The organism is Ruegeria sp. AI2, from assembly GCF_056541275.1.
This window is the reverse complement of the sequence record NZ_JBQFYB010000005.1, coordinates 117,950-142,096: the sequence shown is the minus strand read 5'-3', so window position 1 is coordinate 142,096 and position 24,147 is coordinate 117,950. Positions and strand designations below refer to the sequence as shown.

Here is a 24,147-nt window from a genome sequence, read left to right as displayed (position 1 = left end):
TTCTGAATAGACGCGCCCGGTAAAAAGCAGGTTAACGGGGCCACGCTTCGGCAATCGTCACTCTTCACCGGATGTTAAATCAGTCGGCGATAGGGTCGCCATCAGTGACGAAACTCATCAGAGCAGAGGGTAAATGGTGCCGGGTGCGAGTCTTGAGGAAACCAGAGCTGATCTGGATTTCGGCGCGATCCGCACGGTGCTGGTGGTGGATGACAGCCGCCTGCAACGGCGCATTCTGGTGGCCTCTCTCAGGAAGTGGGGGTTCGAGGTGATCGAGGCCGATACAGGCCATGCCGCTTTGGCGCTTTGCGTCGATAATCCGCCCGATCTTGTGCTAAGCGACTGGGTCATGCCGGGGATGAGCGGCCTTGAATTTTGCTGTGCCTTTCGGGCATTGGAAACGGATCAATACAGCTATTTCATCCTTCTGACATCCAAAAGCGAAAAGCAGGAGGTCGCGCGCGGTCTGGATGCCGGGGCAGACGATTTTCTGATCAAGCCGCTTGAGGCGGACGAACTGCGCGCCCGGATTTCAGCCGGTGCGCGCATTCTGGACATGCAGCGCGAGCTCTCACAGAAAAACCGCCTGATCGAATCTGCGCTCGAGGAACTCAGGCTGGCGCATGACGCGATTGACAAGGACCTGATGCAGGCGCGAAAAATTCAGGAATCGCTGGTTCCCGAACTGACCCGGACATTCGGGAAGTCACAAGTCAGTCTGTTGCTGAAACCCTGTGGTCATATCGGCGGTGATCTGGTGGGGATGTTCTCGCCCGGGGTGAACCGGCTCGGGTTCTACAGCATCGACGTATCCGGCCATGGTATCACCTCGGCCATGATGACGGCGCGATTGGGGGGGTACCTGTCCAGCAAGCATTTCGATCAGAACGTCGCGATGGAGCGGAGGTTCGACAAGTTTTATGCACTTCTTCCACCGAAATACGTGGCTGAAACGCTCAATTCCCGCCTGATGGCCGATGAGGGTATCGAAGAGTATTTTACCATGGTTTACGCCATCGTTGACCTGCGCAACGGGCATCTGAAAATGGTACAGGCCGGGCATCCGCACCCCCTGCTGCTGCGGCAGGGTGGCCGCGCCGAGTTTCTTGGTGACGGAGGCTTGCCCATAGGATTGATCGAAGATGCGCGCTTTCAACAAATCGAGACGCAGATGCAGCCCGGCGACAAGCTGCTGTTGTACTCGGACGGGTTTACCGAATGCCAACTGGCTGGTGGTGGCTTGCTGGAAGAAGACGGTTTGCGTCAGATGGCCCAACAGAGCATGTCGAAAAGGGGCGGGTCAGAGTTTCTGGACGACATGTTCTGGCGTTTGACGCAAGTGATGTCACCCAAAGACGGCATCGGCGATGATGTCTCGGCCGTCTTTTTTGAATATAACGGACCTTAAAGCGACCCGAGATGCAACTCGGCAAAGTGCCGGTCACCGTCATTTCCCAGTAAACCGACGGCGTCAGCAGTTTCCATCCACAGCGCTTCGTGAAACGCCTCGGACGGCGGGCCTATGCGTCGCACGGGGCGGGCGCGATAGATCAGGCAGACCTTCTCGGCCCACAGGTCATATTCCGGCATATAGGTGAAGCGCCGAAAGGCACCAATCCGCCGGGGGGCCGCAATAAGCCACCCGGTTTCTTCAATGACTTCGCGATGCAGGGCGGTAACGGGTGATTCGCCCGGATCAATACCCCCGCCGGGCAATTGCAGGTCGGGTCCGGGTTCTGTCTGGCAGGTCAGCAAAAGGTGACTTCTGCGGGGCAAAAGTGCGTACACACCGACCCGTCGCGTGTATTTCCGCCCCGGCTCTGGGGTTTCACCGAACCGCCTGATCATGTATGGCCCCTTACAACCTAATCTGTTCGACCTATATGGTGCCGGTATGCCAACCTGTGGCGCGTAAGGAAACCCCATGTCTCTTGGAACGAAAATCGCGTGGGACGATACCGTCCTGCCCTTTCAACTCGATGTATCGGATATGCGTGGCCGTGTGGCCCGTCTGGATGGTGTGCTGGATGGTATCCTGAAGCAGCATGACTACCCCGAACAGGTCGAGGCGTTGGTGGCCGAGATGGCCCTGCTGACCGCATTGATCGGGCAGACGGTTGCGCTGCGCTGGAAGCTGTCGTTGCAGGTGCAGTCCAAGGGGCCGGTGCGCATGATTGCGACCGACTATTACGCACCCAAGGCCGAAGGTCAGCCTGCGCAGATCCGGGCCTATGCCAGCTTTGACCGTGACCGGCTCACCGATACGGCCCCCTTCGATCAGGTGGGCGAAGGGTATTTTGCCATCATGATAGACCAGGGCGAAGGCACGCAACCCTATCAGGGTATCACGCCGCTGACCGGGGCCTCTCTCAGCGCCTGCGCCGAGGCCTATTTTGCACAGTCCGAGCAGCTGCCAACCCGGTTCTCGCTGAGCTTTGGCAAATCGACCGAGCCCGGCGTGGATGAACATTGGCGTGCCGGCGGCATCATGTTGCAGCATATGCCCAAAGCCTCGCCATTTGCCGCCTCGGGTGAGGGCAATGGCGAGATCCTGACCGCCAGCGATCTGGTCGACGGCGAAGAGGGCGAGAACTGGGGCCGGGTCAATATCCTGCTGGACACAGTCGAGGATCTTGAGCTGATCGGTCCTTCGATTGCGCCGACTGATTTGTTGATCCGGTTGTTCCACGAAGAACAGCCACGGGTCTATGATGCGCAGTCCGTGCAGTTTGGCTGCACCTGTTCCGAAGACCGGGTACGGCAGAGCCTGTCGATCTACTCGGCAAAGGACCTCGAAAAGATGACGACGCCCGAAGGTCAGGTCACCGCCGATTGCCAGTTCTGCGGCGCACATTATGTGCTTGACCCGTCAACGGTTGGCTTTGAAGCCGAAGACCGAAAGGGTGCTTGACCCGATTGAACAGATCCGGACGGCGCTGCGCCGTCCCGGTCACGGGTCCAGCGATTTTGACCTGAACCCGGATACTGTCCTGCCACCCGGCCGCCGCCTGCGCCCGGCGGGGGTTCTGGTTGCAATCTCGCTTGCGGATGACACCCCTCGGGTGATCCTGACGAAACGGTCCTCGGCCCTCAAGCATCATCCGGGTCAGATCGCGTTTCCCGGTGGCAAACAGGACGAAGGGGATGAAGATGTCACGGCAACGGCCCTGCGCGAAGCACAGGAAGAGATTGGCCTTCCCGCGGACCTTCCCGAAATCCTGGGTTACCTGCCGACGCATGAAACTGTCACCTCATTCACGGTCACACCCGTGGTGGCCGTTCTTCGAAAGGGATTTCAACCTGTTCCGGAACCCGGCGAAGTCGACGAAGTTTTTTCGACCCCCCTTGCGCATCTCTTGAATCCCAAGAATTATCTGGTGGAATCGCGCCGTTGGCGCGGACAAAAACGCAGATATTACACAGTTCCGTACGGCCCTTATTACATATGGGGTGCGACGGCCCGCATATTGCGCGGGCTTGCAGCGCGGGTGAATGAATGATGCAGATTGAGGAGCTTTGGGTCAGCGAACCGGCGACCCAAAAGGTATGCGCCGCCCTGACCTCATCCGGGGCGCAGGCGCTTTTTGTGGGTGGGTGCGTGCGCAATGCGCTGCTGGGCGCGCCGGTGTCGGATATCGACATTGCCACTGATGCCCGGCCTGAACGGGTTGTCGAGATGGCGCAGGCTGCCGGCCTCAAGGCTATCCCCACCGGTATCGACCATGGCACGATTACAGTGGTCAGCGCCGGTATCCCGCACGAGATCACCACTTTCCGGCGTGACGTCGAAACCGATGGTCGCCGCGCTGTCATCGCCTTTTCCGATCACGTCGAAGAAGATGCTGCGCGGCGCGATTTTACCATGAATGCACTTTATGCAAGGCCCGATGGCTCTGTGTTAGACCCGCTTGGAGGGCTTCCCGACCTTCAGGCCCGGCGGGTGCGGTTCATCGGTGAGGCTGAGGACCGCATTCGCGAAGACTATCTGCGGTCACTGCGCTATTTCCGGTTTCACGCATGGTATGGCGACCCGGATGCCGGTTTCGACCCGGACGCGCTGGCTGCCATTGGTGCCAATCTTGACGGGCTGACCTCGTTGTCGCGGGAACGCGTCGGGGCGGAACTGCTGAAGCTGCTGGGCGCGCCTGATCCGGCCCCGGCCATTGCTACGATGCGCAGCACGGGCGTATTGGCAAAATTGCTGCCGGGCGCGGATGACCGGTCACTGGCACCTCTGGTCGCTTTGGAACATGCGGCAGGTGCCGAACCGAACCCCGTGCGCCGTCTGGCGGCCATCGCGACACCCGATGACGCCGCAACCCTGCGCCTGAGCCGTTCGCAACTGCAACGCCTTACCGGAATGCGGAGCGAAGCGCAGTCAACCACCAGCGTGGCTGAACTGGGCTATCGGTATGGTGACGAAGGCGGGTTGAACAAAACCCTTTTGCGGTGCGCTTTTTTTGAACAGCCCTGGTCCGAAAGCTTCAGACAGGACCTGCACGCAGGCGCAGCCGCGCGTTTCCCGATACAAGCCAAAGACCTGATCCCCGGGTTTACCGGACCGGCGCTGGGCCAAAAGCTGGCCGAGCTTGAAAGCCGGTGGATCGCGTCGGGTTTTGCGCTGTCGCGCGAGGACTTGCTTGCAAGTTAATGTTTAGTCTCAAAAGGGGATGACAACTTTGGTCCATTGTGGTTAGGTGCGCCCGTCACATGGATGGAGGAATGCGAATGTATTACGGGATCTGGTTCGGCTAAAGCCGGGACACTTGCCCCGTAAAGGGTGGTGTTCAGGCGCCATCTGTCTTCGCACGTCTTTATCTCTGCTCAATCGGAGCACACTCCATGTTTCGCTATTTCGAAAACCTTGTTGATCCTTTTGTCGCCTATCATGAGGCTGACGCGCCGCCGACCCGGCTGTGGCCGTTTCTGCTGGACTATTCGCGCCCGTTCTATCGGGTGTTTGTCTGGGCTGCGCTGATTTCCATTATCGTCGCCGGTGTCGAGATTGGGTTGATCTATTATATGGGTCGTGTCGTCGACCTGTTGGGTGGCACACCAACCGAGGTGTGGCAGAACCACGGGACCGAGCTGCTGTTGATCGCGGCCTTTGTCCTGTTTCTGCGCCCTTTGTTGCATCTGGTCGACGTACTGATCCTGAACAACACGATCCTGCCGAACTTTGGCACTCTGATCCGCTGGCGCGCCCATAAGCACGTTCTGCGTCAGTCGGTTGGCTGGTTCGAGAATGATTTTGCCGGACGGATTGCGAACCGGATCATGCAGACACCGCCCGCGGCCGGTGAGGTGATCTTTCAGGTCTTTGACGCGATTTCCTTTTCACTGGCCTACCTGATAGGGGCGGCAATCCTGCTTTATGCGGCGGATGCGCGCCTGCTGATCCCGCTGCTGATCTGGTTTGCGTTCTACGCGATGCTGGTGCGCTGGACTGTTCACCGTGTCGGGCCGGCGTCCAAGGCGGCATCCGATGCGCGGTCAACCGTCACGGGCCGCGTCGTGGACAGCTATACCAACATTCATTCCGTCAAGATGTTCGCCCATGGCCCGCAAGAGCTGGACTATGCCCGTGAAGCGATCGAGGAAACCCGCCGGACATTCCAGATCGAGATGCGGATTTTCACCATCATGGATGCGGTTCTGGTCACCCTGAACGGGGTGCTGATCGTTGGTGTCGTGGGTTGGGCAATTGCCTTGTGGATGCAGGGTTCCGCTTCGGTTGGCGTCGTTGCGGCAGCAACCGCGCTGACCCTGCGCCTGAACGCCATGACCGGATGGATCATGTGGGCGCTGACCAGCTTTTTCCGCCAGCTTGGTATCGTGGCCGAGGGGATGGAGACCATCGCGCAACCCATCGACCTGCTTGACGCGCGCGAAGCCAAACCCCTGCGGTTGACCAGGGGTGAGATCCGGATTCGCGATCTCTCGCACCATTACGGGCGCGAGGCCGGTGGACTTGACCACATCAACCTGACCATTCAGCCCGGCGAAAAGGTCGGTCTCATTGGGCGGTCGGGTGCCGGGAAATCGACTCTGGTAAAGCTGCTTTTGCGGTTTTATGACGTCGAACGCGGTGCCATTCTGATCGATGATCAGAACATTGCGGGTGTCACACAGGACAGCCTTCGCAGCCATATCGGCATGGTCCAGCAAGACAGTGCGCTGCTGCACCGGTCTGTGCGTGACAACATCCTTTACGGCCGCCCGGACGCGACCGAGGCGCAGATGATTGCCGCAGCCAAACAGGCCGAAGCGCACGCGTTCATCCTTGACCTGCAAGACCCGCAGGGGCGCACCGGGTATGACGCGCATGTGGGTGAGCGGGGCGTAAAGTTGTCTGGTGGTCAGCGGCAGCGGGTAACGCTGGCCCGGGTGATCCTGAAAGACGCACCAATCCTTTTGCTGGACGAGGCGACATCGGCGTTGGATTCCGAGGTCGAAGCGTCAATTCAGGAAACGCTCTACGGCATGATGCAGGGCAAAACCGTGATCGCCATCGCCCACCGGCTCAGCACCATTGCGCAGATGGATCGCATTCTGGTGATGGACGGGGGCCGCATCGTCGAAGAGGGCGCGCATTCTGATCTGTTGGCGCAGGGTGGCCTTTACGCGCAGTTCTGGGCGCGGCAATCTGGCGGCTTCATGAACCCGGAGGCCGCTGAATGAAGATTGCCGATCTCATCTATCCGTTCAGGACCACTGAAACGCCCCCACCGCAGACATTGGGGGCGTTCATTCGCTGGAGCCTTTCGGGCGCCTGGCCCATGCTGTTTGTCGCCGCGTTCTTTTCGGCGCTGGCTGGCGCGATGGAGGCTGGAACAGCGTGGATTCTGGGGCGTGTGATCGATGTGGCAACATCCAGCGGGCCCGAGCATTTCATGACCGCCGGGAATATGTGGATGATCTTTGGGGCGGTGGTGTTTTTCATGCTGCTGCGCCCGATCCTGTTTGGGCTGTCTTCAATTTCGAACAACTATATCGTGATGCCCAACATCACGCCTTTGGTGCTGGCCAAGCTGAACCGCTGGACGCTGGGCCAGTCTGTCACCTATTTCGACGATGATTTCGCCGGGCGCATCGCCCAGAAACAGATGCAGACGTCGAACGCCATGGCCTCGGTCGTGTCCGAAACGATCAGTGCGATAGTGTTTGCATTGGCGTCGCTGGTGGGCTCTTTGCTTTTGTTAGGGTCTATTCATCCTTTGGTGATGCTGCCTTTTGCGGCCTGGTTGGTGGTCTATTTCCTGCTTGTGCGCTGGTACCTGCCGCGTATTCGCATGCGCTCGGCCGCACGCGCCGGGGCGCGGGCGATGGTTTCGGGGCAGGTGGTTGACACGATCACCAACATCAAAACCGTCAAGCTTTTTGCGCACTCGGATTTCGAAGATCAGGCCGCGCGGCATTCAATGGTCGAGCTGCGGAAAAAATCGCTGGCGTTCGGCAAGCTGTCGGCCAGTTTCCGGTTCGTCCTGATGGCGCTTGCCGGCATTCTGCCTGTTCTCCTGCTGGGGGCGACGCTGTGGTTATGGCAGTTCGGAATGGCAACCGCAGGTGACATCGTTGCTGCGGGCGCGGTGTCGGTTCGCATTTCGCAGATGACCGGATGGGTCAGCTTCACGTTGATGGGCCTCTATGCCAATGTGGGCGAGATTGAAAACGGGATGAAGACGCTGGCCAGACGGGACAGGGTCGAAGATGCGCGCAGCGCGAAGGATCTTGATGTGACCGAAGGGTCCATCACGTTCGAAGATGTCAGTTTTGCATACGGCCGGGATGTGGGCGGTGTTACGGACCTGACGCTGACTGTGAAACCGGGCGAGAAGCTGGGGATTGTCGGGGCCTCAGGGGCGGGTAAATCAACGCTCGTTTCGCTGCTTCTTCGGCTCTATGACAGGGAAAATGGCGCTATTTGCATCGACGGGCAGGACGTGTCGCAGGTCACACAGGACAGTTTGCGCCGCCAGATCGGCATGGTCACGCAGGAAACGGCGATGTTCAACCGGTCTGCCCGCGAAAACATCCTCTATGGTCGCCCGGACGCGTCCGAGGCCGAGTTGATCGAAGCAGCAATCAAGGCCGAAGCGCATGACTTTATCCTGAGCCTCAAGGACGGCCAGGGCCGTACCGGCTATGACGCTCATCTGGGCGAGCGTGGCGTAAAGCTCAGCGGTGGCCAAAGGCAACGGATCGCCCTTGCACGCGCCATTCTCAAGGATGCGCCAATTCTGGTTCTGGACGAAGCAACCTCAGCCCTTGATTCCGAGGTCGAGGCGTCGATTCAATCGGCGCTTCATCGGGTGATGCAGGGCAAAACCGTTCTGGCCATCGCACACAGATTGTCGACGCTCAGCGAGATGGACCGGATCATCGTTCTGGATCAGGGGCAAATTGTGGAAACCGGAACGCACGAGGATCTTTTGGATCAGGGCGGGCTTTATGCCCGGTTCTGGCATCGGCAATCTGGTGGTTTCATTCAGGCGGAAGCTGCCGAATAAGGGTTTTGTTGAACCCAAAGCCCGGCTATCAGGCCCCTCATGACGCAGAAATACACAATCACCCGGCTCGGCCATCAGGGCGACGGCATCGCTGATGGGCCCGTTTACGCTCCGCGCACCCTTCCGGGTGAGGTTGTCAGCGGCACCCTTGTTGATCAGGTGCTGACCGATATCCGCGTCGAAGTACCGTCTGATGTCCGGGTGAAAGCCCCGTGCCGCCATTACAAAGCCTGCGGTGGCTGTCAACTGCAACACGCCTCCGACGCGTTTGTCGCCGACTGGAAGCTGAGCATTGTCCGCAACGCCCTGTCCGCGCAGGGGGTTGAGGCGCCGATGCGTCCGATACACACATCTCCCGAACACTCACGCCGACGCGCCACGATTGCCGTCAGGCGGACCAAGAAAGGCACATTGGCCGGGTTCCATGGACGTGCATCGGATACGATCACCGAAATCCCGGATTGCCTATTGCTTGACCCGGCCCTGATCGCCGCAATTCCCGTGGCCGAGGCGCTGGCGGTTCTGGGCGGCAGCCGCAAGGGCGTCTTGGCCGTCACGCTCACCCTGTCCGAAGGTGGGCTGGATGTGGCCGTCAAGGGCGGCAAGCCCCTGGATGGGCCGCTGGAACTGGCACTCGCTCAGGAAACCGAAAAACATGGTCTGGCGCGGCTCAGCTGGGATGGTGAAGTGATCGCCATGCGCCACGCTCCGGTTCAGCGCTTTGGGGCCGCCGCCGTCACGCCACCACCCGGTGCCTTCCTTCAGGCGACCAAGGACGGAGAACAGGCTCTATTACGGGCCGTTTCCGACGCAACACGGGGTTCGAAACGGATTGTTGACCTGTTTGCGGGCAGCGGCACATTCTCATTGCCTCTGGCAGAAAAAGCCGAGGTTCACGCGGTCGAAGGTGCCGCAGACATGGTGCAGGCACTGGATCAGGGCTGGCGCAGGGCGCAAGGTCTGAAACGCGTGACGACCGAGGCCCGCGACCTGTTCCGTCGTCCATTGATGCCGGATGAACTGAAATCGTTTGACGCAATCGTTCTGGACCCGCCCCGCGCCGGTGCCGAAGCACAGGTGGCCGAGCTGGCACAGGCCAGACGCCCGGTGATTGCCTATGTCTCGTGCAACCCCGTCACCTTCGCGCGCGATGCAAAAATACTGGTTAACGCAGGCTACACCCTTGAATGGGTGCAGGTCGTTGACCAGTTTCGATGGTCGTCACATACGGAACTTGCTGCGCGGTTTACCCTGAACGCCGCATCTTGATCAAACAGGAGAAAGCGACCCATGGGTTTCAGACAGCGTTTGCTGAACATCATCGAAGCGCCCGTATTCGGGCAATTCATAACGGCTGTCATCATTTTTAATGCAGTGCTTTTGGGGATGGAGACGTCGCCGACCCTGATGGAAGCAGCCGGGCCGCTGATCGTGATGCTGGACAAGCTGTGCCTTGCGATCTTTGTGGCGGAAATCACCATGAAACTGATCGCGACCGGGCGCAGGTTTTTCACAAACGGCTGGAACAATTTCGATTTCCTGATCGTCGGCATTGCGCTTGTTCCCAGCGCCGGAGGTCTTTCGGTTCTGCGGGCCCTGCGAATCCTGCGGGTATTGCGCGTGATTTCCGTTGCGCCAAGATTGCGCCGGGTGGTTGAAGGGTTCATCTCGGCCCTGCCGGGAATGGCCAGTGTGTTCCTGCTGATGGCAATTCTGTTCTATATCGGGGCTGTGATCTCGACCAAGCTGTTCTCGGCAACCTTCCCGGATTGGTTCGGCGATCTTGGCCTGTCGGCCTATACACTGTTTCAGATCATGACGCTTGAAAGCTGGTCGATGGGGATCGTCCGCCCGGTGATGGAGGTTTATCCCTATGCCTGGCTGTTCTTCGTCCCCTTCATCATGGTCACAACCTTTGCCGTGGTTAACCTATTGGTGGGTCTGATCGTGAATTCCATGCAGGACGCGCATCATGCCGAGGATGAGGTCAAAACAGACGCGTATCGTGATGAGGTTCTGGAACGGTTGGAGAGCATCGAGCGTCACCTGACAGGAAACTTGAACATCAAAAAGTGATTTCAGTTTTCGCATTTTTTGGCATAATAAGCCCCAAAAAACAAAGCAGGCAGTGAAACATGGATCGTCGAGCATTCGGATTGGGGGCGGTAGCAACGCTGGGCCTATCGGCTTGTGCATCAGCCCGTCCAAATTTTCTGACTTATAATGGGCCCGAGGTCACCTCGCTGGTGGTCAACAAGGGCGCGCGTAAACTTTATTTGTTGCACCATGAAAAAGTCCTCAAGGAATATGATGTGGATCTGGGGTTTGCGCCAAACGGTACAAAAACCAAACGCGGAGACGGCCGCACGCCCGAAGGAAGTTACCTGATCGATCGCCACAACCCCAACAGCCGCTATCACCTGTCGCTGGGCATTTCGTATCCCAACTCTCAGGATATCGCCAAGGCCAAGGCTGCGGGAGTTGATCCGGGTGGGGACATCTTCATTCACGGGCAGCCAAATCTGAGATCCGAGTTCAAACGCGCCAAGAAAACACCGGATTGGACAGCGGGATGCATCGCGGTCAAAAATGACGAGATCGAAGAAATCTATGCGATGGTCAACCGGGGGACGCTGATCACCCTGCGCCCTTAGGGGGCACAGGCGTCCACGCTCCAAACCCGAAAATTTCATAGTCGCGCTGGTAGGTCTCGGATGCCAGCGCTTCAAGCTGTTCGTCATAGATCTGACCCAGCGAAAACGGTACATCCGGCACGCACCGGCCGGGGGCAGGCGGATTGGAGTGGCCTGTTGAGCGGGCCAGATCCGGCAGAGCCGTGGTCAGCTCTTCTTCCCGCAGAATCAGGTCCGGCATCAGAAAGCTGGCAATGCCATCCAGCGTGCGGGACTGGCTGCACCACGTCCCGTCAACGCGGATCGGCGTCTGACCGTTGAGATTCATGCGCAGGAATCCAAGGAAAGCCAGAAATGCATCTCGATGCTGTTCGACCGAGTAATTGGTGTCGCGCACCTGCCCGGGGATCGGCAGGTCAAGGCGGTTGCGCAGATAATTGCGAACCATCTTGTAACTGCCCGGCCCGGTATCCAGAATATACTGGCAAAACGCCGAATGCGCCCGTGCCAGCGGGTGGCGCAACACGGTGAACTTCCGGTGCCCGGGGTGGTCTTGCATCCAGGCGCGGATTTCCTTGCGGTTCCGGTTTGTGACCAGATCGTCCGTAGAACAGCCATCCAGCTCGGCCATCCATTGCGCGATAACAGGCTCTATTCCGCCGCGAATGGGCAAATACATCAAATTTGATATGGCTGCGGCAATATATTGCGGTACCGCCGCCCCTCGGTTTGGCTCGAAACGGGTGGGCTGGTGCAATCCGAACCTGTCCAGCCTGGACAGAGCGTCTTGCATCTCATCGGGGTTGGTGACCTTTGATACGGCAGGTGCCGGGTTTTGCGGTTTCAGAGTATCGTCCAGCTTGCTCAGCCGCGCCTCAACCCCCAGCCATGCGGCCAGACCGTTCAGAACGTCCAACTCGGCCAGGTCGTCATAGGTGATGAAAAAGGCAGTCTGACCGGTCTTCTGTAAATGCTGCCGCAACATATTTTGATGGCTGTGGACCTGATCGAGATACTCAGAAAACTCAGCGCCGTCGAATGCAACCTGGGCATCGATGCGGCGCTTCACGTTCTTCAGCAGCCATTGCTGCGTGGCGCGTGCGATCTTCAGGGACAGAAAACTGTCCAGCGGATTGCGTGTGAGAATGATCTTGGCACAGCGCGGATCATTTAGCACTGGCTTCAGAATGCGTGGGTCATGGTCCTGGAAATACCGAAAACCGTTCAAGTCGCCCGGTGCCGACCTGATTGCCTTCAACAGCCGCATCGGATCTGCGTCGCGGTCTTCCAGCGACAGACCCAGAAGGGTATCGGACTTCAGGTTGCCGGCAAAATGCGGGTTGAAGGCTTCGCCATGGCAGGAAACCCCTTCCAGCGCGTTCAGATTGGCCTCAAGCAGGTTCGACCCTGTGCGCATGGCAGCCAGAACAACGAAGTAGTCAAAATTGGCTGGCATGGGTGATTACTGCACCAGATAGGGTTTGTGATAGGGTTTCGTCTGACGGCCGAACACATCGTCCGAAGGAAAATCGCCCATCAGGTAAGGGTGCATACCCTGGTTCTTGAGGTTTTGCAGGAACTTCCCGAAGCCGGACAGGTCGACCATTGTGGGCGCTTCTGTCAGGTGGCTGGACTGATGCGCGCCAATCTCATCCAGGATTGTCTGCAGGGGTTCCATCGGCGCTTCAAGGAAATCGGCCAGCGACCAGCTGCGCATCCGCGCCTTGGTCCAGACCGAGGTCAAAACCTCAAGCTGTTTGGTTTCGATCTGTTGCAGGCGCGCGGCCTCGCTCCGGATGTCCGAAAAATTCAGGTTCGACCGGAACAGCGGAATCGCCCAGGCCCCGGTGATGACCGAGATTTGCGCATTCTTGTCCCGCGCCAGAAACCAGTTGATGTCCTGTGTGTCGCGGGGGCTGAACTGGAAACACTGGCGTTCGCCGCGTGTATTCCAGATCAGGTTCGACAGAAAGGCCGTTGGATTGTAATCCCGCAGCAAAGCACAATCGCTGAGCGCACCGTTTGTAATGGTTTCACCCTTTGCAAATTCTGCACGCTCGGGTCCGAACAGGTGCCCGTGCACGCGTGTGCCAGTGGCCGCAGCCAGCCATTCTTCGAAATCTTCAAACAGTTCGGAAAAGCCCTGAAATACGGAATAGGGTGACGAGGTAAGGCCGTTTTCACTGCCGTGCCGGGGAAACCGGCTTTGCATGTACAGCCCGTCACGCCCCCGCGTCCGCCGCTCGACCGCCTTGGAAAACACGCGGTCAATCTTGCCGGGGTTGGGTTCTGCCGGTTTCATCGCACTGGCCTGATCGGTCAGAAACGCCTGATACAGCCGTTCCGCACGGGGCCAGATCTTGCGGGCAACAAAACAGTCTGACCGCCGCAGCAATTGCAGATGATCGTCGTAGAAGATGTGCGGGCGGCCCTGATAGTCGAACTTGGACAGGGTCAGGGATCGGCTCTCGATATGTGTGGAATACAGCCGCGCCAATGTCTGGAAATAGCTTTCATCCGGGATCCACACATGGCGGAAGTAGCTGTCATATTGTTTGCGCTTGGGATCTTGCAAAATGGCAGACAGTGTTTGACGGGTCAGGCACCACCACTGGCTGCCCATATGCGGGACTAAACCGTCGGGGATTTTCCGGCGAAACCCGACCGCGCGCTGAAGCTTTACATATGCGTCGAACAATCCGCGCTGTTTTCGCCAGGAAAACGGGAACCGCAGCGTAAACCGTTCATGATCCAACCCGCCGATTGTCCAGCTGACATCAGACGTTGTCGCGCTTTCGATGAAATCGACACGGGGCCGGTCGGCCAGGTAGTCAATCAACTCCTGAACCGGGCGCAGCGGCAGGCAGGCCCCCGACGACAGGAAGACGTGGCGCGTTTCCGGAAATTCTTCCAGCATCAGTTCGGACGCAGTTTGTGAGGCGGCAACGATGCCCCACCCGCCCCAGTCGCATTGATGCCGGTCGGAAAATGCGATCCGGGGATTGTCCGAACAGGACGCAACACATCGCGCATATTCTTCACCCGGTACTTTGCGATCCACATGGATCACAACCGGGCATCCGGCAGCGGTCCAATGGCGCGCGACCTGTTCGGCCCGGTCCAGCGAGGTATGAACCAGCATGACGACGCCCAGACCGCTCATGCCCAGTTTCCCTTTGACATCAGGCCCAGAATCTCAAGCTGCCGCCAGTTGATATAGGCCTCGGACCACTCGCACCAGAGTACGGGCTTGTCTTCAAGCTGTGCGGCATAGGCTTTGTATTCGCCCGAACCGCTATAATGCTGGCGGCGTTGCAATTCTTCACGCGCCTTGTCGCCAAGGGTGTCGATCAGCTTGGCATGAAGCAACGAGCCGCTGGCCTTTTCCCCACCCCATTCGTCGTAAACCTGATTCAGCCCGCGGGGCAAAAGCGAGTGGGTCGAGCTGACATAGACATACCGCCGATCCCATTTGACCAGGGGGATCTTGTTCAGTGCCGGGGCTTTGGATGGCTTGTCGCGAAAGAACACGCGCGCCCGCGCTCCCCCCTGAATCCACAGGTTCTTGTAATCGGGGTTCTTGGTGATCGTGTAATTCCCCGGGTCGAACCACCGCGCGATTTCAAAGGGATCCTGCCCCTCGCGATAGGTTTCGGCATCCACAGACCCTTCGGGGTACATGTCGATCAGCATGGTGCCAAAGCTGCGCACGGCACTTCCGTCCAGCCAGTCTGTCAAGGCGCGGATCGGGCGGGTGTCGCAGAAGGGGTAGATGAAAAACTCATCCGGGTCGACGCTCAGAACCCAATGTCCATGCGCGTATTTGCGCAGAATGTAATTCGACCAGTCCAGACCATAGCTTGCACGTTTGTAGCTGGTAGTCGTCCGCCAAACCGATACATCGGACTGCTGTTTCAGGAATTCGAAACTGCCGTCATCGCTGTCATTGTCGATGAACAGAAAGTGGTCGATGCCCAGTTTGCGGTAATATTCCAGAAAGTACGGCAGGCGAATTTTCTCGTTTCGCACAACGCTCATCAACAGGATATCGTCACGGCGGATGGCAGACGTGTTGTTGCTGGCGGACTTAAGTTCGCGCCGACGTCTGAGGCAGCGCAGAATACGGCGCTTGCGCCGCAATCTCATCTTGTATGATTCAAACAGGCTCACGCGACTGCCCAACCTTTATTATAACGCGAGCTTTCCCCGAACCCGCCGCGACCGTTGGTTGCGACAGGGCATTGTCGGTTTATGCCACTTCTACCTCTTCTGAGGCAACTTTTTTAAACCCCGGAAATGGTAAAGGTGCCGTTGACCCCCCCGATTTGTTTTCAAGACCAGCCGCCGTCACGCATCAGCCCCATCTCCAGCAACTGCGACCAGCCGGTATAGCGCACCGAGTGCGGGGTCCACATGTCTGGTTGACTGAGTATCTGATCGTAATACGTGCCGAACTGGTTCGGGTCATGAAAATGCTGGAGGCGCAGCTTTTCAGTTTTGGATTTTTCAATAATGTCCGGCAGAAATTTCGTATGCAGCAGCACGCCGGAAGGGGTGTCGCCGCTTGGCCCGTCATACACTGCGTTCAGACGACGGGGCAGGGCGGAATGGCACGAGTTTACGTAGGTATAGCGCCGCGACCAGCGCATCAGCGGGATCTTGTTCAGTGTGGGGGATCGCTGCTGCGTTTGGGCAAAAAACACCCGCTCGCGTGCGCCGCCCTGAACCCACAGGTTTCCCATCGGGCTTTGCCGCTGCGCGCGATACGGGCCTGCGTCAAACCAGTTCAGCACCTCGATCGGGTCCGTGTCCGGGTCATAGGTTTGTTCGCCCAACGACCCTTTTGGATACAGATCCAGCATCAAAGCGCCAAACCCGGCCCGTCCCTGCCGGTCCAGCCATTCTGTGAGCTCATGCAGGGAATGGCGGTCGTGCCGGGCATAAACCAGCAACTCATCCGCATCGACCATCAGGCACCAGTGGCCATGGCCGTAACGTATCTGTAGCCAGCTGAGCCAGTCCAGCCCAAAGCGTGATCCGCGATAGCTGGACCGGGTCTGCCAAAGGGACACATCCGGTTGATCCTGCAGAAATTCAGCCGAGCCGTCTTCGCTGCCGTTGTCGACGATCAGAAAATGGTTCACGCCCAGCTGGCGATAGTGACGGAAGAGCCAGGGCAGGCGGGTAATCTCATTGCGCAAGGTGGTAAAGGCCAGCACGTCGCCGCCCCGTATCCTGCTTGTCTGATCTTTCAGGCAGGTCAGTTGATGTCGGCTGCGCATCGAGCGCCAAAGAAGGCGTCGCCGTTTCCAGCGCAACCGGTATTCCTGTTGCCAACCGATATCAGGAAGTGTCTGAACCGTATTGGATGTCACAAGGGCCTCATTTCTCGTAGTGGCCGTTCTGATGCCAGCGCCAGGCATCCGCAATCATCGTCTCTAACGTTGACCTTTTCGGCTTCCATCCCAGTTCGGTTTGGGCGCGGACGGACCCGGAAACCAGCTTGGTGCAATCGCCCGCCCGTCGGGCGCCGACCGAATATGGCACAGGGCGGTTGGTGACGGATTTGGAATGCTCGATCACCTCAAGCACGGAAAACCCCGAGCCGGTGCCCAGATTGAAAACACGGCTTTCTTTACCCTGTTCCAGCCAGCCTAGCCCCAGAACATGTGCGTCGACCAGATCACAGACATGGACATAATCGCGGATACATGTGCCGTCCGGCGTATCGTAATCGGTGCCAAAAACGGTCAAACCCTCGCGCTTGCCATCAATCGCGTCCAGCATCAGGGGGATCAGGTGGGTTTCAGGCCGGTGAAATTCGCCCACTTCGCCTTCGGGATCGGCACCAGCAACGTTGAAGTACCGGAAAATGACATGGCGCAGCCCATGGGCCGCTTCGAAATCCCTCAGGATGTCCTCGATCGCGCGCTTTGATGCACCATAGGCGTTCAGCGGGTGTTGGGCGGTGGCTTCGTCCAGAACCACGTTGTCATGCTCGCCATAGGTGGCGCATGTGGACGAGAACACGAAATCCAGACAGCCCGCCGCAACCGCAGCCTCGACCAGCGTCAGCGATCCGGTCACATTGTTCGACCAGTACAAACCGGGCTGCCGCATCGCGTCGCCCACTTGGCTGAGCGCCGCAAAATGCATCACCGCAACCGGCTTGTGTTTGGCAAATACCTCGTCCAGACGTGCCCGGTCCAACAGGTCGCCCTGTTCAAACGGCCCGTATTTCACCGCATCCTGCCAACCGGTGACCAGATTGTCGTAGGTCACGGGAACATAGCCCACCTGCGCAAGCGCCTTGCAGGCATGCGACCCGATATATCCGGCACCACCGGTCACGAGGATTGGTTTCATGAAGCGTCCTTTGGAACCAGATTGCCTGTCATCGAGATATGGGAACCGCGGGGCGTCATGGGCAAAACCGGCTACTCCAGCCCCATCGCCGCCATCATCTCTTCGATCTTGGGCACGTCCTGCGGGTTGTTCAGCTCCCAGAACTGACGGCCCTTGGCGTCAACCTCGACGCACAGAACCTTGCGGCCATTTTCCATGAACCTGAGCTGTTCAAGACCTTCCAGCTTTTCCAGAGGGCCTGTTGGCCAGCCCGGATAGGCCGCCAACGCATCAGGCCTATAGGCATAGACGCCGACATGGTGAAACACCGGCGTGGGTTCATCCCCGCCATAGGTTTCTGAGGTGAAAGGCACGACCTCTTTCGAGAAATACATCGCGCTGTTGTCGCGCCCGAACACGGCGGTTGTTCCGCCAACACGGCCATGTTTGCGGTCATTCAGCAGGCTGTTCAAAGCGTCACCGTCGCAACGCAGGACGGGTGTGGCCACGCCAGCGTCGGGTGCCGCGCGCAGCCCTGTGATCAGGTCCTCGACAAACCAATGCGGTGTCAGGGGTGCATCGCCCTGAAGGTTGACCACGATGTCATATCCGCGGCCCAGAACCTTGTGCGCCTCAGCGCAGCGTTCGGTGCCGTTTTGGCAATTTTCCGAGGTCATCACCACCTCGGCACCAAAGCCTTCGGACAGTTCGCGGATGCGGTCGTCATCGGTTGCGACCACAACCCGGTCCACACCCGCGACTGAAGTGGCTGCCCGCCAGGACCGTTCGATCAGTGTCATCGAAACGCCGGTCGCGCCGGTCAGCGGCACCAATGGCTTGCCCGGATAGCGGGTCGAGGCATAGCGGGCGGGGATGGCGATCAGAACTGACATCAGGCCTCCTTCAGCTTAACACCCGGAGCGTACGCGATAAAAAACGGGTTCGCATAGCCCTCTTTGCCATAGAGAAGCGGCGCGTGATCGTCAAATCGCACAACCTGGCCTCCGGCCCCGGCCAGTACCGCGTGCCCTGCCGCCGTGTCCCACTCCATCGTGCGCCCGACCCGCGGATAAAGATCCGCCTCGCCCGTCGCAACCAAACAGAACTTGAGAGACGATCCCGCGCTTTTGCTGTCCTTGACCTGATACTTGTTGATGTAATCCTCGGTGGCCTGATCCCGGTGCGACTTTGACGCCACGACCAAAAGCGCGGAATTGTCCGGGTTAGAGACTGATATTGGGGTCGGGGTGCCGGGTGCATCCTTGTCAAACGCGCCCGTTTCCTCGACCGCCTGACCATCGGGCTGCGTATAGAACATGCGACCCCGCGCCGGGGCATAGACCACGCCCCGTGTCGGCGTTCCGTTCTCGACCAGTGCGATGTTGACGGTGAAATCGCCACGGCGGTTGATGAATTCCTTGGTGCCATCCAGCGGATCGACAATCAGAAAGGTATCCCCCTTTTCGGAATGCGAGGCGGCCTGTTCTTCGGTGATCAGCAGGATATCGGGGAAGGCCTGACGCAACCCGGCTGAAATCAGCGCGTCGGCTGCCTCATCCGCTTCGGTCACAGGGCTGGAGTCTGATTTGACTTTGACGTCGAAATCGTCTGCCTCATAGATTTCCATGATCCTGTCGCCTGCCTCAAGGGCCAGACGCCGGATGACGGGAATAAGCGCGTCGTAGGTCACAAAAATGCTCCGTTCCTGTGGTTTGTTGATCCAAACTCGTGACCGACTTATGATGCGACGGTTACCGAACGGCAAGATATTCATGCCAGGTTAGGGACGACGAGGCAGGAAAGACCCTTTAAGTGTTCTATTACAAGCGCAATCAAACGCTGCTGGGCGGTGCACTGACGACTGCGGAACTGGTGTTCCACGCGGTGGTGCGGAACGTGCGCGCGCAGCATCCGAATGCGGTGATCGCGATCCTGCTTAACGTTGTGCAATTGCTGGTGATGATGGTTACCTTCTATCTGCTCATGTCGCTGATGGGCCGGGGCGGGGTCGCCAGAATCAGGGGCGAATTTCTGCTGTATGTTCTGTCGGGTGTGTTCCCGTTCATGTTGCACATACAATCGATTGGCGCGATTTCAGGGGTTGGATCCTCCAATAACCCGATGATGCTGCATTCGCCGATGAACGTGATGGTCACGATTCTCGCAGCGGCCTTCAGCACTTTCTATAAGTTCCTGCTGGCCATGTTCATCATCCTGTTCGTCTACAGTGTCGCGGTTGCTCCGCTTGAGGTGCAGAATCCCGGCGGCGCCTTCGCAATGCTGGTGTTGGCCTGGTTTACCGGCTGCACGGTGGGGCTTGTGTTCATGGCGTTGAAACCGTGGGCCCCGACGACCGTTTCGATGCTAACCAATATATATCGCCGTCTGAACATGGTGTTTTCCGGCAAGATGTTCATTGCGAACGCATTGGGTGGCGGGCTGTTGATGATGTTTGCCTGGAACCCGCTGTTTCACATCATCGACCAGACCCGCGGGTTCGTGTTCCGCAACTATTATCCAAGAAACACCAGCTGGGAATACGCGGCCTGGGTTGGAATCGCCCTGTTGATGATCGGTCTTATGGGTGAGTTCTTTACCCGTCAGCACGTGTCGAAAAGCTGGAATGCGCGCCGCTAACGCGCCACCCGCAGCGTAAGATTTATGCGCCCGCCTTTGGGCAGCAGGCGCGAGGATCCAAACCTGATCCGATCCACACCGTGATATGCCAGCCGCGCCGGACCGCCCATGACGACCACATCCCCCGAGCTCAGCCAGATCGACTCAGTCTTGCCGCCGCGCGTCGTGCTGCCAATCCGAAACAAGGCATCGTCGCCCAGCGAAACCGACAGGACGGGCCATGAAAAATCTGCCTCGTCCTTGTCCTGGTGCAGGCCCATCTTTGCGCCTTCCCCGTAGTAGTTGATCAAACAGCAATCGGGCGCTCGCTCGGTGCTGACCAGATCGCGCCAGATATCCAGAATGGCGGCGGGGATTTCCGGCCAGTCACCACCTTTGGGGTGCTGATCCTGATACCGGTACCCCGCCTTGTCGGTCACCCAACCCAGATCGCCTGCCGAGGTCATCCGAACTGACATCTCCTTGCCCGAAGGAGTAAACGGTCGGAACAGGGGCGCAGCTTTCAGAATCGGGCGCAAATCCGCGATCACCCGCGACTGGGCCGCAGGATCAAGATAACCTTTCCTGATATCGAACCCCCGCAAAACCAATCGCGCCATTCCGGAAACCCCAATCCTTTCCAATTCCTTGCCAAAAAAGGCATCAGAATCCCTAAAACCTGCGTTCTACGGTGCTTGCAGGCCTCTGGTCTCGCCCTTATATACGCCGGGACGCGCGATGGTAGTGCTGTCGCGCACATCAGGTCGGGGGCGGGATGCCGTAACGGGTCCGGTCGTCGAGACATCGCCTTGAAGAGAAAGGGATTGCAAAAATGGGAAAAGTAATCGGGATTGACCTCGGGACCACCAACTCTTGCGTGGCCATCATGGACGGTTCGCAGCCGAAGGTTATCGAAAACGCCGAAGGGGCGCGGACCACGCCCTCGATCGTCGCCTTCACTGAAGATGAGCGACTGGTCGGTCAGCCTGCAAAGCGTCAGGCGGTCACCAACCCCGACAACACGATCTTTGGCGTCAAGCGTCTGATCGGTCGCCGTGTGGATGATGCCGAAGTCGAAAAAGACAAGAAAATGGTGCCGTACGCTATCGTCGATGGCGGCAATGGCGACGCGTGGGTTCAGGCCCGCGGTGAAAAATACTCCCCAAGCCAGATTTCGGCCTTCACTCTGGGTAAGATGAAGGAAACCGCGGAAAGCTATCTGGGTGAGGAAGTCACGCAGGCGGTCATCACCGTTCCCGCATACTTCAACGACGCACAGCGTCAGGCCACCAAAGACGCCGGTAAAATCGCCGGTCTGGAAGTGCTGCGGATCATCAACGAACCGACAGCTGCCGCTCTGGCCTATGGTCTGGACAAGCAGGAAACCCAAACCATCGCAGTCTATGACCTTGGTGGCGGTACCTTCGACGTGACCATTCTGGAAATCGACGACGGCCTGTTCGAGGTCAAATCGACCAATGGCGACACCTTCCTGGGTGGTGAAGACTTTGACATGCGCATCGTCAACTACCTGGCGGATGAGTTCAAAAAGGAACACGGTGTCGATCTGTCTGCTGACAAGATGGCCCTGCAGCGTCTGAAAGAAGCCGCGGAAAAAGCCAAGATCGAACTCAGCTCGACCTCGCAGACCGAGATCAACCAGCCGTTCATCTCGATGGGTTCGAACGGTCAGCCGCTGCACATGGTCATGAAACTGACCCGTGCCAAGCTGGAATCCCTGGTCGGTGATCTGATCAAGAAGTCGATGAAGCCGTGCCAGGCTGCTCTGAAAGATGCCGGTCTGTCGGCCGCTGACGTGGACGAAGTTGTTCTGGTCGGTGGTATGACCCGGATGCCGAAAGTGATCGAAGAGGTCACGAAGTTCTTCGGCAAAGAGCCGCACAAAGGCGTGAACCCGGACGAAGTGGTTGCCATGGGTGCCGCCATTCAGGCCGGTGTTCTTCAGGGCGACGTCAAGGACGTGGTTCTGCTGGACGTGACCCCGCTGTCGCTGGGCATCGAGACGCTGGGTGGCGTGTTCACCCGCCTGATCGACCGCAACACCACGATCCCGACGAAAAAGTCTCAGGTCTTCTCGACCGCCGAGGACAACCAGAACGCCGTGACCATCCGTGTGTTCCAGGGCGAGCGTGAAATGGCTGCGGACAACAAGATCCTCGGTCAGTTCAACCTCGAAGACATCCCGCCCGCACCGCGTGGCATGCCCCAGATCGAGGTGACTTTTGACATCGACGCCAACGGCATTGTCTCGGTTTCGGCCAAGGACAAAGGCACCGGCAAGGAACAGAAGATCACCATCCAGGCATCGGGCGGTCTGTCCGACGAAGACATCGAAAAGATGGTCAAGGACGCCGAAGAGAACGCGGAAGCCGACAAGGAACGCCGCGAGCTGGTCGACGCCAAGAACCAGGCGGAAAGCCTCATCCACTCGACCGAAAAGTCGATGGAAGAGCATGCCGACAAGGTCGACCCGACCACGATCGAAGCTATCGAACTGGCGATCGCCGCACTCAAGGACGAGCTGGAAACCAACAATGCCGACAAGATCAAGTCTGGCATCCAGAACGTCACCGAAGCAGCGATGAAGCTGGGTGAGGCCATCTACAAGGCGCAGTCCGAAGAGGCCGAGGACGAGCCTGCCGCAGCAGATGCCGCACATGGTGATGACGATATCGTCGATGCCGAGTTCGAAGATCTGGACGACGACAAGCGTAACTAACGGGTAACCGGGCCAATGTGGGCCGGTCCGGATGCCGGGCCGGCCTATTTACGTTGAGGCAGAAGGAAATACTGATGTCAAAACGCGACTATTACGAAGTGCTCGGCGTGTCCAAGGGCGCTTCGGCGGATGAGATCAAGAAAGGCTTTCGCACGAAAGCCAAAGAGCTGCATCCGGACCGCAACAAGGACAACCCGGATGCCGAGGCGCAGTTCAAGGAAGCCAACGAGGCTTATGACGTGCTGCGCGATGCCGACAAAAAGGCGGCCTATGACCGCTTTGGCCACGCCGCCTTCGAAAACGGCATGGGCGGTGGTGGCCGACCTGGCGGCGGCTTTGGACAGGGCGATTTCTCCAGCGCGTTCTCGGATGTGTTCGACGACCTGTTCGGCGATTTCATGGGCGGGCAACGTGGTGGTGGCGGTCGACGGGCCGCGCGCGGCTCGGACCTGCGCTATAACCTGCGCGTATCGCTGGAAGAGGCGTTCTCGGGCCAGCAGAAAACCATCAATGTACCGACAGCCGTGGCCTGTTCTTCCTGCGAAGGAACCGGTGCAGAAGGCGGGGTCGAACCGACAACCTGCCCCACCTGTTCCGGCATGGGCAAGGTACGGGCGCAACAGGGTTTCTTTACGGTCGAACGAACCTGCCCCACCTGCTCGGGTCTGGGTCAGATCATCAAGAACCCCTGCAAATCCTGTAAAGGCGCAGGCCGCGTCGAAAAAGATCGCGCCTTGTCGGTCAACATCCCCGCTGGTGTCGAAACCGGTACCCGTATTCGTCTGGCAGGTGAAGGCGAGGCCGGAATGCGCGGTGGCCCTCCGGGCGACCTCTACATCTTTGTGGAAGTGTCTGATCACAAACTGTTCGAACGCGACAGCGTGAACCTCTATTGCCGTGTACCGGTCAGCATGGCCAAGGCCGCGCTGGGCGGATCGATCGAGGTTCCGACAATCGATGGCGGCCGTGGGCGGGTGCAAATCCCGGCAGGCAGCCAGTCGGGCCGGCAAATGCGCCTGCGCGGCAAAGGTATGCCCGCGCTGCGCGGTGGCGGTGTTGGCGACATGTTCATCGAACTGGCCGTCGAAACCCCGGTCAACCTGACCACTCGCCAAAAAGAACTGCTGCGCGAGTTTGATGACCTGGGCGAAGATAACCACCCGGAATCAAAAAGCTTCTTCTCATCCGTCAAATCCTTCTGGGACGGTATGAAAAGCTGACAACCAGGGTTACGGGGCTCTGCCCCCGCCGCCCGTTCCGGGCGCCTCCCCCGGGATATTTCCGGCCAGATGAAGCAGGAATC

At 58.6% G+C, this 24,147-nt stretch carries 21 protein-coding genes; 12 read left to right on the top strand and 9 right to left on the bottom strand.

The window, feature by feature from the left end; translation table 11 throughout:
- Nucleotides 1-133 precede the first annotated feature (133 nt).
- Nucleotides 134-1,408 carry a PP2C family protein-serine/threonine phosphatase gene (locus tag ACR0LL_RS12170; RefSeq protein WP_480587006.1) on the top strand — a complete coding sequence of 425 codons (1,275 nt, stop codon included), beginning with the start codon at nucleotides 134-136 and terminating at the stop codon, nucleotides 1,406-1,408.
- On the opposite strand, the gene ACR0LL_RS12165 is transcribed toward ACR0LL_RS12170, so the two are convergent.
- Nucleotides 1,405-1,848 carry an NUDIX hydrolase gene (locus ACR0LL_RS12165; protein WP_480587003.1) on the bottom strand — a complete coding sequence of 148 codons (444 nt, stop codon included), beginning with the start codon at nucleotides 1,846-1,848 and terminating at the stop codon, nucleotides 1,405-1,407. The genes ACR0LL_RS12170 and ACR0LL_RS12165 overlap by 4 nt on opposite strands.
- A gap of 76 nt (nucleotides 1,849-1,924) precedes the next feature.
- Here ACR0LL_RS12165 and hslO point away from each other — a divergent pair, with 76 nt between their 5' ends.
- The 8 genes from hslO (at nucleotide 1,925) to ACR0LL_RS12125 (ending at nucleotide 11,164) form a co-directional block, all read left to right on the top strand.
- Entirely contained in the window at nucleotides 1,925-2,911 is a 987-nt protein-coding gene (gene hslO / locus ACR0LL_RS12160; protein WP_480486934.1) for an Hsp33 family molecular chaperone HslO, read from the top strand.
- Nucleotides 2,904-3,500 (top strand): CoA pyrophosphatase, encoded by a 597-nt coding sequence (locus ACR0LL_RS12155; RefSeq protein ID WP_480587001.1) that lies wholly within the window; start codon nucleotides 2,904-2,906, stop codon nucleotides 3,498-3,500. The genes hslO and ACR0LL_RS12155 overlap by 8 nt, the downstream gene beginning before the upstream one ends.
- Nucleotides 3,497-4,651, top strand: coding sequence for a CCA tRNA nucleotidyltransferase (locus ACR0LL_RS12150; protein ID WP_480586998.1), 1,155 nt, complete (start codon nucleotides 3,497-3,499; stop codon nucleotides 4,649-4,651). The genes ACR0LL_RS12155 and ACR0LL_RS12150 overlap by 4 nt, the downstream gene beginning before the upstream one ends.
- A 191-nt stretch (nucleotides 4,652-4,842) precedes the next feature.
- Nucleotides 4,843-6,681, top strand: a complete 1,839-nt coding sequence (locus ACR0LL_RS12145) for an ABC transporter ATP-binding protein (RefSeq protein WP_480586995.1) — start codon at nucleotides 4,843-4,845, stop codon at nucleotides 6,679-6,681.
- Nucleotides 6,678-8,510, top strand: a complete 1,833-nt coding sequence (locus tag ACR0LL_RS12140) for an ABC transporter ATP-binding protein (RefSeq protein ID WP_480586991.1) — start codon at nucleotides 6,678-6,680, stop codon at nucleotides 8,508-8,510. Before ACR0LL_RS12145 ends, ACR0LL_RS12140 begins: the two co-directional genes overlap by 4 nt.
- A 39-nt stretch (nucleotides 8,511-8,549) precedes the next feature.
- Entirely contained in the window at nucleotides 8,550-9,779 is a 1,230-nt protein-coding gene (locus ACR0LL_RS12135; RefSeq protein WP_480586988.1) for a class I SAM-dependent RNA methyltransferase, read from the top strand.
- 21 nt (nucleotides 9,780-9,800) lie between these two features.
- Nucleotides 9,801-10,586, top strand: coding sequence for an ion transporter (locus tag ACR0LL_RS12130; RefSeq protein ID WP_267363753.1), 786 nt, complete (start codon nucleotides 9,801-9,803; stop codon nucleotides 10,584-10,586).
- Nucleotides 10,587-10,645: 59 nt separating this feature from the next.
- The gene (locus ACR0LL_RS12125; RefSeq protein ID WP_480586986.1) at nucleotides 10,646-11,164 is read left to right on the top strand and encodes a L,D-transpeptidase family protein; all 519 of its coding nucleotides are present in this window, start codon (nucleotides 10,646-10,648) and stop codon (nucleotides 11,162-11,164) included.
- Here the strand turns inward: ACR0LL_RS12125 and ACR0LL_RS12120 are convergent.
- The 7 genes from ACR0LL_RS12120 to cysQ form a co-directional block, all read right to left on the bottom strand.
- Entirely contained in the window at nucleotides 11,148-12,599 is a 1,452-nt protein-coding gene (locus ACR0LL_RS12120; protein WP_480586983.1) for a nodulation protein NodH, read from the bottom strand. The two genes, ACR0LL_RS12125 and ACR0LL_RS12120, sit on opposite strands and share 17 nt — an antisense overlap.
- 6 nt (nucleotides 12,600-12,605) lie before the next feature.
- Nucleotides 12,606-14,306 carry a DUF5927 domain-containing protein gene (locus ACR0LL_RS12115; protein WP_480586980.1) on the bottom strand — a complete coding sequence of 567 codons (1,701 nt, stop codon included), beginning with the start codon at nucleotides 14,304-14,306 and terminating at the stop codon, nucleotides 12,606-12,608.
- On the bottom strand, nucleotides 14,303-15,289 hold the full coding sequence (locus ACR0LL_RS12110) for a glycosyltransferase family 2 protein (RefSeq protein WP_480587084.1): 987 nt from the start codon (nucleotides 15,287-15,289) through the stop codon (nucleotides 14,303-14,305). The genes ACR0LL_RS12115 and ACR0LL_RS12110 overlap by 4 nt, the downstream gene beginning before the upstream one ends.
- Before the next feature lie 185 nt (nucleotides 15,290-15,474).
- Nucleotides 15,475-16,518, bottom strand: coding sequence for a glycosyltransferase family 2 protein (locus ACR0LL_RS12105; RefSeq protein ID WP_480586978.1), 1,044 nt, complete (start codon nucleotides 16,516-16,518; stop codon nucleotides 15,475-15,477).
- Between the two features lie 7 nt (nucleotides 16,519-16,525).
- Complete coding sequence (gene galE, locus ACR0LL_RS12100; protein WP_480586975.1) at nucleotides 16,526-17,509, bottom strand: UDP-glucose 4-epimerase GalE; 984 nt, start codon at nucleotides 17,507-17,509, stop codon at nucleotides 16,526-16,528.
- Nucleotides 17,510-17,580: 71 nt separating this feature from the next.
- Nucleotides 17,581-18,381 carry a 3-deoxy-manno-octulosonate cytidylyltransferase family protein gene (locus ACR0LL_RS12095; protein ID WP_480586972.1) on the bottom strand — a complete coding sequence of 267 codons (801 nt, stop codon included), beginning with the start codon at nucleotides 18,379-18,381 and terminating at the stop codon, nucleotides 17,581-17,583.
- Entirely contained in the window at nucleotides 18,381-19,178 is a 798-nt protein-coding gene (cysQ, locus tag ACR0LL_RS12090) for a 3'(2'),5'-bisphosphate nucleotidase CysQ (RefSeq protein ID WP_480586969.1), read from the bottom strand. Before cysQ ends, ACR0LL_RS12095 begins: the two co-directional genes overlap by 1 nt.
- Before the next feature lie 122 nt (nucleotides 19,179-19,300).
- Here cysQ and ACR0LL_RS12085 point away from each other — a divergent pair, with 122 nt between their 5' ends.
- On the top strand, nucleotides 19,301-20,125 hold the full coding sequence (locus ACR0LL_RS12085) for an ABC transporter permease (RefSeq protein ID WP_480586966.1): 825 nt from the start codon (nucleotides 19,301-19,303) through the stop codon (nucleotides 20,123-20,125).
- Here ACR0LL_RS12085 and ACR0LL_RS12080 read toward each other — a convergent pair.
- Nucleotides 20,122-20,724: an alpha-ketoglutarate-dependent dioxygenase AlkB family protein gene (locus tag ACR0LL_RS12080; RefSeq protein ID WP_480586964.1), complete on the bottom strand. Its 603-nt coding sequence runs from the start codon at nucleotides 20,722-20,724 to the stop codon at nucleotides 20,122-20,124. The two genes, ACR0LL_RS12085 and ACR0LL_RS12080, sit on opposite strands and share 4 nt — an antisense overlap.
- A 212-nt stretch (nucleotides 20,725-20,936) precedes the next feature.
- Between ACR0LL_RS12080 and dnaK the strand changes: the two genes are divergently transcribed.
- Nucleotides 20,937-22,844: a molecular chaperone DnaK gene (gene dnaK / locus ACR0LL_RS12075; protein WP_480586961.1), complete on the top strand. Its 1,908-nt coding sequence runs from the start codon at nucleotides 20,937-20,939 to the stop codon at nucleotides 22,842-22,844.
- Nucleotides 22,845-22,918: 74 nt separating this feature from the next.
- Nucleotides 22,919-24,064, top strand: a complete 1,146-nt coding sequence (gene dnaJ / locus ACR0LL_RS12070) for a molecular chaperone DnaJ (protein ID WP_480474359.1) — start codon at nucleotides 22,919-22,921, stop codon at nucleotides 24,062-24,064.
- Nucleotides 24,065-24,147 lie beyond the last annotated feature (83 nt).